Annotated in this window: 12 protein-coding genes and 1 pseudogene; 5 read left to right on the top strand and 8 right to left on the bottom strand. The window is 71.0% G+C overall.

All coding sequences use genetic code 11. From position 1 onward, the window contains the following. Positions 1-4: 4 nt before the first annotated feature. The 7 genes and pseudogenes from ACIA77_RS30600 to ACIA77_RS30570 form a co-directional block, all read right to left on the bottom strand. Entirely contained in the window at positions 5-1,252 is a 1,248-nt protein-coding gene (locus ACIA77_RS30600) for a serine hydrolase domain-containing protein (RefSeq protein ID WP_395889468.1), read from the bottom strand. Between the two features lie 38 nt (positions 1,253-1,290). Continuing rightward, positions 1,291-2,043: an SDR family NAD(P)-dependent oxidoreductase gene (locus ACIA77_RS30595; RefSeq protein ID WP_395889467.1), complete on the bottom strand. Its 753-nt coding sequence runs from the start codon at positions 2,041-2,043 to the stop codon at positions 1,291-1,293. Beyond that, positions 2,040-2,959: pseudogene (locus ACIA77_RS30590) on the bottom strand (3-keto-5-aminohexanoate cleavage protein). The gene ACIA77_RS30595 and the pseudogene ACIA77_RS30590 overlap by 4 nt, the downstream one beginning before the upstream one ends. Further along, a complete protein-coding gene (locus tag ACIA77_RS30585) occupies positions 2,959-3,801 on the bottom strand; it encodes an LLM class flavin-dependent oxidoreductase (RefSeq protein WP_395889466.1) in 843 nt (280 codons plus the stop codon). Before ACIA77_RS30585 ends, ACIA77_RS30590 begins: the two are co-directional and overlap by 1 nt. Next, a complete protein-coding gene (locus tag ACIA77_RS30580) occupies positions 3,798-4,571 on the bottom strand; it encodes an HpcH/HpaI aldolase/citrate lyase family protein (protein ID WP_395889465.1) in 774 nt (257 codons plus the stop codon). Before ACIA77_RS30580 ends, ACIA77_RS30585 begins: the two co-directional genes overlap by 4 nt. Beyond that, positions 4,568-5,434, bottom strand: coding sequence for a hypothetical protein (locus tag ACIA77_RS30575; RefSeq protein ID WP_395889464.1), 867 nt, complete (start codon positions 5,432-5,434; stop codon positions 4,568-4,570). Before ACIA77_RS30575 ends, ACIA77_RS30580 begins: the two co-directional genes overlap by 4 nt. A gap of 22 nt (positions 5,435-5,456) precedes the next feature. Next, positions 5,457-6,347: a DUF6282 family protein gene (locus ACIA77_RS30570; RefSeq protein ID WP_395889463.1), complete on the bottom strand. Its 891-nt coding sequence runs from the start codon at positions 6,345-6,347 to the stop codon at positions 5,457-5,459. A 159-nt stretch (positions 6,348-6,506) separates the two neighbouring features. Between ACIA77_RS30570 and ACIA77_RS30565 the strand changes: the two genes are divergently transcribed. Both ACIA77_RS30565 and ACIA77_RS30560 read left to right on the top strand, forming a co-directional pair. After that, entirely contained in the window at positions 6,507-7,868 is a 1,362-nt protein-coding gene (locus tag ACIA77_RS30565; RefSeq protein WP_395889462.1) for an MFS transporter, read from the top strand. Further along, positions 7,869-8,888, top strand: a complete 1,020-nt coding sequence (locus ACIA77_RS30560) for a hypothetical protein (RefSeq protein ID WP_395889461.1) — start codon at positions 7,869-7,871, stop codon at positions 8,886-8,888. Here the strand turns inward: ACIA77_RS30560 and ACIA77_RS30555 are convergent. Continuing rightward, positions 8,855-9,643 (bottom strand): IclR family transcriptional regulator, encoded by a 789-nt coding sequence (locus tag ACIA77_RS30555; protein ID WP_395889460.1) that lies wholly within the window; start codon positions 9,641-9,643, stop codon positions 8,855-8,857. The genes ACIA77_RS30560 and ACIA77_RS30555 overlap by 34 nt on opposite strands. A 349-nt stretch (positions 9,644-9,992) precedes the next feature. On the opposite strand from ACIA77_RS30555, the gene ACIA77_RS30550 reads away from it, so the two are divergent. From ACIA77_RS30550 to ACIA77_RS30540, 3 genes are all read left to right on the top strand, one after another. Further along, positions 9,993-12,227: an amidase family protein gene (locus ACIA77_RS30550; RefSeq protein WP_395889459.1), complete on the top strand. Its 2,235-nt coding sequence runs from the start codon at positions 9,993-9,995 to the stop codon at positions 12,225-12,227. Positions 12,228-12,245: 18 nt separating this feature from the next. Next, on the top strand, positions 12,246-13,040 hold the full coding sequence (locus tag ACIA77_RS30545) for a LamB/YcsF family protein (protein WP_395889458.1): 795 nt from the start codon (positions 12,246-12,248) through the stop codon (positions 13,038-13,040). 62 nt (positions 13,041-13,102) lie between these two features. Further along, positions 13,103-14,434 (top strand): cytosine permease, encoded by a 1,332-nt coding sequence (locus tag ACIA77_RS30540; protein ID WP_395889457.1) that lies wholly within the window; start codon positions 13,103-13,105, stop codon positions 14,432-14,434. Positions 14,435-14,451: the final 17 nt, after the last annotated feature.

The following is a 14,451-nucleotide window of genomic DNA, read 5'->3' as shown; positions in this document are numbered from 1 at the left end:
CGGTTCACGTCGGGGTCGGCGCGGGTGGCAGGGACAGGCCGGTGTAGATCTCGTTGAGGATGGTCGGCAGCAAGGCGACCGCGGTGGTCCGCCCGTCCGGGGACAGGGTCAAGTTGGTCCACACGGTCAGCGTCACGTCGTTCGCGGGGTCGTAACCGATGTGCGAGTTGAAGCCCGGGAGTTCGCCGCCGTGGTACCACATGGCGGCGGTCGGCGCGAAGCGCTGGTAGGCAATTCCGTAGCCGTACTTCTGGCCGTCGGGCGCGTTCGGGTCTTCGGGTTGCAGGCTGTCGAGCCATTGGCGCTGGAAGTCGGCGTTGAAGACCTTGCCCGAGACCAGCGCGCGGATCCACGTGGCCAGATCGGCCGAGGTGGAGATGGCGCCGCCGGCGGCGGTGGCGTACGAGGGGTTCTGCCTGGTGTAGTCGGTGGGCTGGAGGGTGCCGGCGCGGGCGGCGGCCTGCAGGTCGGGCGGGTACGGCTTGTCGACGAACGCGTACTCGCTGCCACCGTAGAGGTAACCGTGCGAGTAGCCGGCCGGAATGGTGGTGTCGGTGGTGGCGGGCAGCGAAGTCTGCCGAAGGCCGAACGGACCCCACAGTCGCTCCTGCATCTGCTGCGCCAGCGGGCGTCCGCCGACTTTCTCGGCCACCAGGCCCAGCAGCGCGTAGTTGGTGTTGTTGTACTGGTACGCCGTACCGGGCGGGAACACCGGTGGGTGCCGGAACGCGATGGCCAGCACGTCCTGCGGGGTGAAGACTTTCGCCGGGTCGGCGTCCATCGCCGCCGCCAGCTCGGGTGCTTCGGTGTAGTCGTACAGGCCGCTGCGCATCTTCAGCAGCTGCGCCAGGGTGATGGTGTCGCCGTTGGGCACACCGGGGACGTACCGCGACACCGGGTCGGTGAACCGGAGCTTGCCGTCCTGCGCGAGGAGCACGATCAGCGCCGACGTCATGGTCTTGGTGTTCGACGCGACGCGGAAGTGGGTGTCCGCCGCGGGCGGTGTGCTCGTGCCCAGCTGCGTGGTGCCGACCGCCGCCGTGTAGGTGCCCTGCGGGGTGCGCACCAGCACCACGGCGCCGGGAACCATCAGCTCCTTCGCGGCAGCCGCCACGGTCGCCTGGAACGCGGCGGGGTCGATGGTCTTCAGCGCGGACTGCCCCGGCGCGGCACCGGTCGTCGGGCCGGGCTGGGCCGGCGTGCCGGGCGGCGCCGTCGTCGGGGCGGACGGCGTGCAGCGGCTGAGCGGCACCTGAGCCGTCCCGTGTGGACGACCGCGCCGGCCGTCGCTCACGCGGTGAAGCCGCCGTCCACCGGGAGCACGACGCCGCTGAGGTGACTCGCGCGGTCGCTCATCAAGAACGCCGCCGTCGAGCCGACTTCCGCGCCCGTGCCCGCTTTGCGCAGCGGTGTGGCGGCGATCCGCGCCTCCACCCCGCCTGGGATGGTGCGGCGCAATTCCTCCAGCATCGGGGATTCCGTCGGGCCGGGGGCGATCGCGTTCACGCGGATCCCGAGCGGCCCGAAGTCGTGCGCGGCCGTGCGGGTCAGCCCGATCACCGCGTGCTTCGTGGCCTGGTACGCGCCCATGCCCGAGCTGCCACGCAGCCCGCCGATGCTGCTCACGTTGACGATCGAGCCCGCCCCCTGGCCCTCCATCACCCGGACCTCCTCGCGCAGGCACAGCCACGTGCCCTTCACGTTCACGGTCATGATCCGGTCGAAGTCGGCTTCGGACACCGCGTCGAGCCGGCCACCCTGGCCCATCGCGGCGTTGTTGAACGCGCCGTCGAGGCGGCCGAACCGCGCGACCGCCGCGGCCACGAACTCCGCCACGCTGTCCGCAGAGGAGACGTCACCCGTCGCGTGGGCGACGTCGTACCCCTCCGACGCGAGCTCTTTCGCCAGTGCCACCAACGGTTCCTCGGTCCGGGCCACCAGCAGCACCGACGCGCCGTCCGCAGCGAACACGCGGGCAGCTTCCGCGCCGATGCCCGAGCTGGCCCCGACGACCAGGACCACCTTCCCCGTCAGCAGGCTCATGCCCCGGCTCCTCGTAGTGCCAGCATCTCGCGCGCTTCCGCCGGGCTCGCGATCGGCTTGCCCAGGTCCTCCACCACGGCCCGGATCTTCCGGACCTGCTCGGCGTTGCTCTCGGCCGGCCTGCCCTTGCCGAGCCACAGGTTGTCCTCCAGCCCGACCCGCACGTGCCCGCCGAGCCACGCGCTGTGGGTGCCGAACGCCATCTGGTCGCGACCGGCCGCGAACGCCGAGAAGTAGTAGTCGTCGCCGAAGAGCTTGTCCGCGACGCGCACCATGTGCTCCAGGTTCGCGTGATCCGCTCCGATGCCGCCGAGCACGCCGAACACCCCCTGGATCAACAGCGGCGGCTTCGCCAGGCCGAGTTCGGCGAAGTACGCCAGCGAGTACAGGTGCCCGATGTCGTAGCACTCGTACTCGAACCGCGTGCCCTCCTCGCCGAGGGAGCGCAGGGTGTCCTCGATCCGGTCGAACGTGTTCACGAACGGCTGCGAATACGTGGCGCGCACGTACGGTTCTTCCCACTCGTGGCGCCACTCGGTCACCTTGTCCGCGATGCCCGAGTAGACGAAGTTCATCGACCCCATGTTCATCGACGCCAGCTCCGGCTTCAGGTGCCGCGCGGCCGCGAGCCGTTCGTCGGTCGTCATCGACGAAGCGCCACCGGTGGTGATGTTGATGACGGCATCGGTCTGCGCGGTGACGCGCCCGACGATCTTCTCGAACACCGCGGGATCGGCGGTGGCCGCCCGTCCGGCTCCCGCGCGTGCAGGTGCACGACGGCCGAGCCCGCTTCGACGGCTTCCACCGCCGCGTCGGCCACTTCGTCGGCGGACAACGGCAGGTACGGGCTCTGCGACGGAACGTGCACCGATCCCGTGATCGCCGTGGTGATGACGACTTTCTCAGCCCTGCGCATCAATTCTCCTCTTCGGCGAGTTCGCGGTAGGCGGCGAGTTTGGCGTCGTCGAGCGGCCCGACGAGCGTGAGCGCGACCTGGGTGGCGCCCGCGTCGTACTGGGCGCGTGCGGCTTCCCGGATCTGCTCGGGCGTACCGCAGGCGACGAGCGCGTCGACCAGGCGGTCGGAGCCGGGCGGCGCGAGGTCGGCTTCGGTGAAGCCCAGGCGGGTCAGTTTCGGGATCTGGTGCGGCAATGTCAGGTAGTACGCGAGCCGTTCGCGGGCGACTTCCCGGGCCGCCGCCCGCGACCGGCCCGCGACCGCCCACTGGACGACCGAGACGAACAGCTCCGGTCCGACCGTCTCGCGCGCCCACCGCGTGTGCTCCGGCGGGACGAGGAACGTGATCAGGCCGTCGGCGCGTTCGGCCGCGAGCCGGGTGAGGCCCGGTGAGTAGGCGCCGAGCACCCGCGGCACGCCCCCGGCCACCTTGTCGATCCCGTCGAGGTAGTCACGCAGGAACGGCACCGGCCCGGTGCCGCGCTCACGGACCGCGCCGCTGACGCCGAGCCCCAGCACGTAACGGCCGGGGTAGCCGGCGGCGAGGTCGCGCGCCGCCGAGCCCGCCGACTTCGGCACGCGCTCGAGGGCACGCGCGACCCCGTTGCCGACGATCAGCCGCTCCGTCGAGGCCAGCACCAGCGCCGCGGTGGTGAACGCCTCGCGCCCGGCTACCTCCGGGAGCCAGACCACGCGGTGGCCGTAGTCCTCGAGCGAGCGCACGAAACGCACCAGATCGGAGTGGCCGAGACTGTCCGGCTCCGAAAGGGACAGTGCCGTGCGGGGCAGGACGAGACTCATCCGGCGGCTGCCCGGAACGCACTGACCAGACCACGGGCGGCTTCCGCCAGCATCGACGTGTCGTTGCTGAGCAGGACGAAGTCACAGCCGTCCCGCGCTGCCTGCGCGGCCCGCTCCGGCACCCCGCCGAACGCGAGCCCGCACCGCTTCCCCGCGGCGTGCGCGGCCTGGATCGCCGACCCGATCAGCTCCAGCACCTCGGGCGACGAGGGCGTGCTGCCCATCGACAGCGACAGATCCGCCGCGCCGACGAACACCGCGTCCACTGTGTCCAGTGCCAGGATCTCCGGCGCCGCCCCGATCGCCTCGGCGCTTTCCAGCTGCGGGACGCACAGCACGTCGTCGCCCGACGCGAGGTACTCTGCGTTCGGGCGCAAGCCCCACGCCCCGGCCCGGCTCGTGCCGCCGGCACCGCGGACACCGCGGGGCGGGAACCGGCACGCCCGGCCCACAGCCGCCGCCTCTTCGACGGTGTCGACGTGCGGGACGAGAATGCCGAGCGCACCCGCGTCGAGGATCTTCTGGATCGTCGACGGAGTTTTGTCGGGCACCCGCACCAGCGGCGTCATACCCAGTGCGGCGGCGGAGTTGATCAGCCGGTACGCGGTCTGCAGATCGAGCGGTGCGTGCTCCAGGTCGATCACGACGAAGTCGAACCCGGCGTACGCCATGATCTCGACGGGCTCCCCCGACGCGATCTTCAGCCAGGTGCCGACGGGAGTGGCCGGGCGGTCGAACAGACTGCCGCCCGGGCGGCGCGGGGCGCTCACGGCATCGGGTAGTCGTCGGCGTTCAGGACCCAGCCCGGTTTCTCCGAGAAGTCCTGCCGCGGCGGGCTGAAGATGTCGATCAGCTGGTTCACCCCCGGATCGCTCGCCGCGGACGTGTGCACGGTCGGCGGCGGGATGATCGTCACCGACGGGCTGCCGATCCGCACGTGCTCGTCCTCGCGCCAGGTGGTGCTGTCGGGCAGCCACGGTGTGCGGATGTGGTGCACGTACTCCCCCCGCACGGCCAGGGAAAGCTGCTCGAAGTCGTCGTGGTGGTGCGGCGAGAGCCGCCGCGGGTCGCGCGGACCCTCCTGCGGGGGCAGGAAGTTCACCATGAACGAGCGCGTCCGGAAGATGCGGCCGAAGCGCTTCGGGTCGTCCGGGACCGCGGACAACGGGTAGACGCGGACCCGCGGTCCGCCGGTGGGTTCCGGCCACCGCTGCAGGAGTGCGACGCGCGCGTGGTCTTCGGCGTACGCATCGGCGTTGGCCACCCGGTCGCGCCACGCCGGCTCGGCCGCTTCGACCAGCCGGACGAGCGGACCGTCGCCGTGCACGCTGATCCGGGACGAGCCGGGCGGCACGACGACGAGCCCCGGAGTGTCCACTGTGGTGGCTCCGGCGCCGGTCAGCACGGTGAACGCGGGCGAAGCGCCGGTCACCACGACGGCGAGTTCGCCTTCGAGGGTGCCGTTGTCGAGGTCGTCGCCCTCGTGCGCGTCGGTGTGGATCAGCGTGACGTTCTGCGCCCGCACGACCGGGGTGGCCCGCAGGTCGAGGTATTGGGCCGGCGCGATCGCGGCACCGGTTTCCGGCCGGGACGCGGTCGCGAGGGCGGAACGGGGATCGTCCTTGTCGTACACGGGATCGTCCTTCCGGTTCGGGTCAGGCGTCGAGGTTGAGCAGGTAGGCCGGATTGTCGCGGACCACGCGGCGCAGGTCCTTCTCCGGCAGCCCGAGGTCGAGCAGCGCCTCGCTCACGCGCAGCCACGCGTCGACCGGTTTGGGGTTGGCCCGCTGCCCGAAGTCCGAGGCCAGCACGGTGTGCTCGGGGCCGAGCGTCTCGATCCAGGTCAGCAGCTGCTTCGGGTCCCACTTCTGGGTCCCTTCGGGGTCGTACATGCCGACCTCGTGCTCGATGAACGCGCCGAATCCGATCAGCTCCCGGCACAGCTCCGGGTCGGCGCCGATGACGAAGTCGGGGTGGCTCACGACCATGCGCTTCAGGCCGCGTTCGCGGGCTTCTCCGAAGAGCGTGCGGATGTACTCCGGGTACATGTGGCCGCCGTTGAGCACGGCCTGCTGGTCCTTGATCTCGTCGAGGATCTCCAGCACCTCGGGCTTGAGCCGCCCGCCCCCGTCGACGATGTCGATGCGCTCGAGCGTGAGCGGGACGGTCGTGGTCGGGAACGCGCCGTCCTCGGGGTGGCAGTCGATGTGCCGGCCCGAGGAGATGGTCGGGAACCACACGACCTTGCCGCCCATGCGCAGGCACATGCGCACGGCGTGCGGGTTCAGGCCGCCGACCGTGCTGTTCAGCGCGATGCCGCCGAAGACCTGGGCGCGGACGTCGGCGAGGCGGCCCTTCATCGCCAGCACGTCCATCTGCGTGTTGTGGTGGTGGGACTTGGCGACCATGGCGCGCAGGCCGATCCGCGCGCCGTCCTGCGCGGCCTCGACGTGGTCGAAGCGCCGCGGGAACGGGCTGGGGCCGGAGTGGACGTGCAGGTCGACCAGTCCGTCGAGGACGGCGGCGACAGCGGGACGCGGGCTCATGGGGCACCCTTCGTTCAGATTGTGAAGTCGAAGTTCACTATAAGACCGGCTGTCAACCCTTCGACCGCCCTTGTGGAACCCAGTGCACCCATTTAGAGTGCTCCTCGTTCACTTGGTGAACATCACGTTCGAATTCATCGAGCCGCCCGGAGGACACCGATGTCCACACCGCCCAGCTCCGCAGAACCGGCCGCGCTCCCCGGCGCCGCGCACGGCCCGGACCTCGACAAGGTGCGCGCCGCGGTCCGCGGCGGAACGCTCGCCTACTTCGTCGACCAGTTCGACATCTACCTGCCGATCGTCGTACTGGCCCCGGCGGCGGTGTACTTCCAGGCGGCGAACCTGAGCGCGAGCACGACGGCCCTGCTGGCGTCGCTGGTGTTCGCCTCGACGCTCATCGGCCGTCCGCTCGGCGCGGTGATCTTCGGCCACTTCGCGGACACGGTCGGGCGCAAGCGCACGACACTGGTCGCGGTCGGCGGGTTCGGGGTCACCACGCTGCTGACCGCGTGCCTGCCCGGGCACGAGCAGATCGGGATGTGGTCGATCGGCCTGCTCATCGCGTTGCGGTTCGTCGACGGGATCTTCCTCGGCGGCGAGTACACGACCGCGGTGCCGCTGGCGATGGAGTGGAGCCCGAAGCACAAACGCGGGCTCTACGCCTCGATCATCACCTCCACCTCCCCGGCGGCGTACGCGGTGATCGCCGCGATCACGCTGCTGATGCTGGCGCTGCTGCCGGCCGCCGGGCTGCACAGCGCCTACGTGCAGTGGGGCTGGCGCGTGCCGTTCCTCGTCGGGGCCGTGCTCGCTGCCGTGCTGTACCGCTACTACCGCAACCAGGTGCACGAGCCGCCGGTCGAGCGCAACGGTGAGAAGCACAAGCTGCCGCTGGTGCGGCTGCTGGTGAAGTACCCGCGCGCACTGGGCCAGGTGTTCGTGCTGATGACCGGTACGTGGCTCGCGACCAACGTGGAGGCGGCCGTGACGCCGGCGCAGCTGAAGGCGCACCTCTTGTTGTCCAGTGAGGAAGTCACGCTGACGATGCTGGTGATCAACGCGTCGGCGGCCCTGTCCTACCCGCTGTTCGGCCTGCTGTCGCAACGGATCGGGCGGCGGCGCTTCTACATCGGCTACGGCCTGGCGGTACTGGTGATCGGTTCCGGCTCGTACACCCTGCTGATGCTGTCGAACGGCGGATTCGGCGCGGCGCTGGGCTTCGGCGTCCTGATCGGGGTGTTCACCGTCGGCACCTTCGGGCCGATCGCGGCCTACCTGACCGAACGGTTCCCGGCGAGCATCCGGTCGACCGGGTACGGCGTCGGGTACAGCCTCGCGCTCATCGCGCCCGCGTTCTACCAGTTCTACCTGCAGCAGTTCGACGGCGTGCTGCCCGCGCACCTGGCCCCGGTCGTACTGCTCGCCGTGGCGGGCGCGCTGATCGGCCTCGGCGGGTTCCTGGGCCCGGAGACCAAGGACGTCGACATGGCCGACGACCGCACCGTCCCGGCACTGTCCTGAATGGACGTCGCGGGTCTTGCCGCGGGCAATCCGGTGTGGGTCGGCTCGTCCGAGCTGACCATGACGCTCGGCGGGCTGAGGGCGTGCATCGACGCGGGCGCCGGGGCGGTCGTGGCGAAGTCCGTCAACGAAAGCGCCGCGGCCCGGCGGCAGCTGGACATCGCGGACTACGCGTTCGTCTCCCCGGACGGCCACGTGCGGACGGGCCCGGCGCAGCGGCACGACGGACTGCTGAACCGGTCCGGGCTCGCGCAGGTGGAGCTGGACGACTGGCTCGGCACGCTCGCCGCCGCCTCCACCCACGGCGCGCCCGCCGGGTGCCCGGTCGTCGGCAGCATCACGCTCGGCGAGCCGGACGCGGCCGCGCGCATCGGCCGGGCGATGTCCGCGGTGGTGCCCGCCGTCGAGCTCAACCTCGGTGCGCCCCACGGACGTGAGGTGCGCGCGGTGCGTCAGCTGACCGAAGTGGACGGTGTGCGCGCCGCGGTGCGGACGGTGCGCGCCGCGGTCGAGGTGCCGCTGTTCGTGAAGCTGCCGGGGCAGGCCTCGGACGTGGTGGCGCTGGCCCGGGCAGCGCGCTCGGCCGGCGCGGACGCGGTCGGCCTGGTCGGCCGGTACCCGGGGTTCCTGCCCGATCCGGCCGGCGGCGCGGCGCTCGGCTCGTGGGGCGCGTGGGGATCGCCCGGCTGCCTGCCGATGAGCCTGTACTGGGTCGGTAAAACGCGCCAGGCGCTGGACGTGCCGGTGATCGGCACCAACGGCGCGCGGACCACCGCGGACGTGCTGCGGTTCCTGGCGTCGGGTGCGCGCGCCGTCGAGGTCGTGACCGCGCTGTGGATCGGCGGACCGGCGGTGCTGCGGGAACTGGTCAACGGGGTCGGCGCTGCCTTGGCGGGACGGGACTTCGACGAGTTCGTCGGCAGCGCCGTGGCCGCAGTTCGCGAGTACGGCGACGTCCCGCCACCACCGTCACCCGCGTGGCTGCCTCACACCGCGCGCTGGTTGTCGTCCGGGCGGTAGTGGCCGCCGAGTTCGTTGGTGAGCTCGCGGGCCGTGTCGACCACGACCCGCAGCTCCGGCGCTTCGTCCGACATGGACAGCGTGTTGTCCGGGCCGACGATCGCCAGCGTCGCGCAGATGCCGTACTCGTCGAAGACCGGCGCGGCGACCGCGACGATGCCCGGCGTGCTCATCGCCGAGCAGTGGCCGACCTCGCGGACGCGGTCGACGTCCGCGCGCAGTTCGTCGCGCGCCGTGCCGGACAGGTTGCCGATCAGCCGTTCCATCGACAGCTGGTCGGCGTGGTAGGCGAGGAACACCTTGCTCTGCGCGGTGTCCAGCGGCAGGTGGCTGCCGACCCGCACGGACACGATGACCGTGGACACCATCTCCTCGACCCGGGACACCACCGGCCCCGTGAGGCCCCACAGGCTCAGCACCGCGCTGGTCTGCGTCGCCCGCGACAGCGCCTGCATGTGCCGCGGCGCCAGGTTGACCACCCGGCGGTGGCCGATCGCGAACGCGCCCAGCTGCAGCAACAGCCCGCCCGGCACGTAACCGCCGTCCGCGCTGCGCTCCAGCAGCCCCGCCGCGACGAGGGAGGTGCAGTACCGGTACGCGGTGGTGCGGTTCAGGCCCAGCCGCTCGGCCACCTGGCCCGCGGTCACCTCCGGCGTCGCCGGATCGAACAGCGACAGGATCTGGCTGACCCGGCTCACCGCCTGGATGTCGGCCTGGTCGGCGCGGACTTCGCGGGACCGCGTCGGCTTGGTCACGAGCCCCTCCCCCGCTCAGCGTGATACGGCTGTTCACTTCGTGAACACCGCTCGTCAGGCTACCCGACGGCGCACTTTCCCGCTGCCGCGGCCAGTGCGCACGGGCTGGGCGCAGCGCCGCAGTCGCCACCGCGAAGTCCTCCTGGGAAAGGCGTTCCGTCACGCGCTCGTCTCCCCGGGCGCGTGGATCACCGGAGCCGGCCCTGCCGCAGCACCTTGTTACGCGAGTCCGGCGCAGAGTTCACAAACGGAGGGCCTCGCGGTAACCACCGATCACCGATCCGGAGCGATCGTGATCTCAGATCACAGCGGGCTCGGCGCTTTCGGGCGCGGCGGAGAGGAGACCCGATTGACGACCGGCGGGCGGCGCGCGGTCGACCGAGCGGGTGGCCGGCTCGGCGACCAGATCGCGATGACGAGCGTCGCGGACGAGGTGTACGGACGCCTCCGCGAGGCCATCCTCGATGGCACCTATCCCCCTGGCACCCGGCTCTCGCTGCGCACGCTGGCCGACGAGCTCGGCGTTTCCACGATGCCGGCGCGTGAGTCGCTCAAGCGGCTGGGCGTGGAGGGGCTCGTCGTGTTCGGGCGCCGCACCGTGACAGTCGCCAACCTGAGCGCCGAGGAAGTACGGCAGATCTTCGAGATCCGGCAACGGCTGGAAGGCCTCGCTACGCAATGGGCCGCGGAGCGGGCGACCGAGGAGGACCTTCGGGACCTGCGGGCCATCCTCGACGAGATGGCTGACGCCCACTTGGACCCCGTGGTCTGGCGTGGCTTGAACCGCCGATTCCACGAACGCCTCTACAGCTGCTCGCGCAGTCCTCATCTGCTCGATCTGATCCGGAACATCTGGGACCGGGTCACCCCGTCGATGGCGATCTACGCGACCGCGGTCGAGGACTTCGGCGAGGCCCACCGCCAGCACCTTCAGATCCTGCACCTGTTCGCCACCAAGGACCTCCCGGCCCTGCTCGCGACGACCGCCGAACACCTGGAACACACCGCCGCCACCGTCGTGACAGCTCTCACCGGCGCCTCCGGCGCAGCTCTCGAAGGGGACCAGGCCATGACCTACGACGAACTCACCATCGAATCCTTCCACGCCGCGCTCGCCGCGGGAGCCACGACCAGCGCGGACCTGACCCGGTGGTACCTGGGCCGCATCGAGGCGATCGACCAGTCGCAGGACGGCCCGCGTCTCGGCGCGTACGTGACGCTGAACCCCCACGCTCTGGCCGAAGCCGCCGCACTCGACGAGCGCTACGCCGCCAGGGGCGAACTCACCGGCCCCCTGCACGGCGTCCCGGTCGTGCTCAAGGACCAAGCCGAAACCGCCGGGATCGCGACCTCCTTCGGGTCCGGCCTGTTCGCCGACTACGTGCCCGAACAGGACGCGACGGTGGTCGCGCGTCTGAGGGAGGCGGGGGCGGTGATCCTGGGCAAGTCGACGATGTGCGACTTCGCGGCGGGCTGGTTCTCCTTCTCCTCGCGCAGCGGCTTCACCAAGAACCCCTACGACCTCGCCCGTGAAACCGGCGGGTCGAGCGCCGGCACCGCCGCCGCCGTCGCCGCGAACCTCGCCCTGGTCGGGATCGGCGAAGACACGGGCGGGTCCATCCGGCTGCCCTCGTCGTTCACGAACTTGTTCGGCCTGCGCGTGACCACCGGCCTGATTCCGCGCACCGGGTTCTCGCCGCTGGTCCACTTCCAGGACACTCCGGGGCCGATGGCGCGCACCGTGCCCGATCTCGCCGCCACGCTCGACGTCGTCGTCGGGTACGACCCCGCCGACACCTACACCTCCCTCGCCACGAGCAGTCCGGAAATCGGCCGCTACCGCGAAGCTCTCGAGGACGTGACACGCTCGACACTCACGGACTTCAGTGTCGGCGTCCTCGCCGATGCTTTCGGCACGCAGCCGGAGTCCGGCGAGACCAACGAGGTGGTCGCGACCGCGGTCAAACGACTCGCCGATCTGGGCGTCCGGGTGGTCGACGACGTCGAACTCGGGGATGGCGAGCGGGATCTGGCCGGCTGGGTAGCGGCCACTTCCCTCTACACCACCGTCTCGAAACACGACATCGACGCGTTTCTCGGCGCTCGGCCGCACGCGCCGGTGCACTCCGTCGAGGAGGTCCACACCAGCGGCGTCTTCCACGAGCTCACCGACCTGGTGGCCGACATCGCGGCAGGCCCGGCGGACCCGGCCGACGACCCGGCGTACTACAGCCGCCGGCTGAGCCAGGACGAGCTCCGCCGGCGACTGGTCGACCTGATGGCTCGCACGGGGACCGACTTCCTCGTCTACCCGACCGTCCAGGTGCCCCCACCCACGCGTGAGGCACTCGCGGCGAAGCGCTGGACCGCGCTGGACTTCCCGACGAACACCGTGCTCGCCTCGCAGTCGTCGCTGCCGGCCATGAGCGTGCCCTGCGGGTTCACCTCCGCCGGCCTCCCGGTCGGGCTGGAAGTGCTCGGCAAGCCGCTGGCCGAGAAGGCGCTGCTTCGGTTCGCGCGCGCCTGGGAGCTCGCGACCAGCCCGCGCCGCCCGTCGCCCCTGCTCACCAAGGCACCGGCCTGAACACCGGTGGACGAGACCATGACGCGATTCCTGGACCTCAATTGCGACCTCGGCGAGAGCTACGGCGTGTACCGCTACGGAGCCGACGCCGAGATGATGCCGTTGATCACCTCCGCCAACATCGCTTGTGGCGCCCACGCCGGCGACCCGGCGACCATGCGCCGCAGCGTCCGGGCCGCGCTGGACCACGACGTCGCGATCGGAGCCCACGTCGGACTGGCGGACCGGTGGGGGTTCGGGCGGCGCGAGATCCCGACCAGCGCCGGCGAGCTCTACGACCTGTGCCTGGCCCAACTCGGCGCGCTCGACGCGTTCGTGCGCGCGGCCGGCGCGCGCATGCACCACCTCAAACTGCACGGGTCCCTGTATGTGATGGCCAACCGCGACCCCGACCTGGCCGCCTCGACCTGCCGGGCGGTGCTGGATTTCGACGGTTCCCTCGCCGTGTACGCGCTGCCGGGCTCGGCTCTGGCCGAGGCCACCGGAGCCGCGGGCCTGCGACTCGCCGGCGAGTACTTCGCCGACCGCCCGTACGCGGGCACCGAAGTCCAGATGTACCGGCGGACCCCCGAGGACATCGGTACTCCGGCGCAAGCGGCCGCCCGGGCCCTGGCCGCGCTCACCGGTCCCGAGTTCAGCGCACTCGGCGGGATCGACACCGTCTGCGTGCACAGCGACACCCCCGACGCGCCCCGCTACCTGCGGGGCCTCCGGCAGCACCTGGCGAGGGCCGGCTTCTCGCCCCGAGCGCCCGAGCACGTCCTGCCGGAACACGACCTCGGGCCGAGAACCCCGGCGCTGCCGGCGTCCTAGCCCCACCCGGACGCCTTCGCCGCGTTCGTCTCCCTTGTCCCTACCAGGAGTGAGGCATCGCCATGACCACCGACACCCCCGGCGCGCCCGAGCACCACCTCGAATCGGAGTTCGAACACGAACCCGTCCCCCGCACTCACCGACGCAGCCTCGCCTCGGTTTCCGCGGTCTGGTTCGGTTTTCCGATGGTCCTGACCAACGCCGTCTTCGGCGGGACCATCGTCTACGGACTGGGTTTCTGGAAGGGGATGCTGGCGATCGTCGTCGGCAACCTCGTCCTGCTCGCTTACGTCGGCTGCCTGTCCTACATCGCGGGCAACTCGGGGAAGAACTTCGCCCTCACCGCCGCCGAGACGTTCGGCCGGTCCGGTGCCAAGGTCGCCGCCGGGTTCCTCGCCACGGTCGTGATCGGCTGGTTCGCGTTCCAAACCGGACTCACCGGGGCAACGCTCAACGCGTCGCTCGGGTGGAACGAACCGTCGATGATCCTCCTCGCCGGGGTGCTCTACATCGCCATCACCTTCGTCGGCATCCGCGCGCTGACCGTCATCGGCATCATCGCCGCGCCGCTGTTCGTCGTCCTCGCCGTCGTCGCGCTCGTCTTCGCCGCGCGTGATGGACATCTGGCCGGGTTCGCCTCCTATGCGGGCAGCAGCGGCAACGCCACGGTGCTCAGCGTCGGCGCGGCCATCACGATCGTCATCGCCGGCTTCGCCGACTCCGGCACCATGACGGCCGACTTCACCCGCTGGTCCCGCACCGGAAAGGAGGCTGTCGCGGCCGCGTTCACGGCCTTCCCGGTCGCGAACTTCATCGCGTTGCTCGTGGGCGGCCTGATCGTTGCCGCAGGCGCCGCCGCCAACCCGGCCTCCGACGGCGGCGACTTCCTGCCCATTCTCACCTCGCACGGCCCGCTGCTCTCGGCGCTCGCGGTGATCTTCGTGTTCGTGAACCTCGGCTCCGTGTGCACGCACTGCCTCTACAACGGAGCTGTCGGCTGGAGTCAGCTGACCGGCTCCAAGATGCGCCTGCTCACCGTCGTCCTCGGTGTCATCGGGCTCGCCGCGGCGCTCGCCGGCGTGTGGAGCTACTTCTCGACCTGGCTCAACCTGCTCGGGATCTTCGTCCCGCCCATCGGCGCGGTCCTCATCTGCGACCAGCTCATCGCCCGCCGCCACCGGAACCGGGCGATCCGGGCGGTGCGCATCGAACCGTTCGCCGCGTGGGCCCTCGGCTCAGCGGGCGCGTTCGCGGTTCACGAATACGTCTCCGCCTGGTGCGAGGCCGGCGCCGGCATCGTCGTCACCGCGATCGCGTACGCAGTCATCGAAGCCCTGGCCCCATCGCGGGCTCGGAGCACGGAACCGGCACAGGCCGCTGAATCCGGCGTCTGACCTATCCGAAAGGAGGC

This window comes from Amycolatopsis sp. NPDC051903 (assembly GCF_044452505.1).
GTDB lineage: Bacteria > Actinomycetota > Actinomycetes > Mycobacteriales > Pseudonocardiaceae > Amycolatopsis.
Note: the sequence above shows the minus strand (reverse complement) of the source record. Positions and strands in the feature narration are given on the sequence as shown.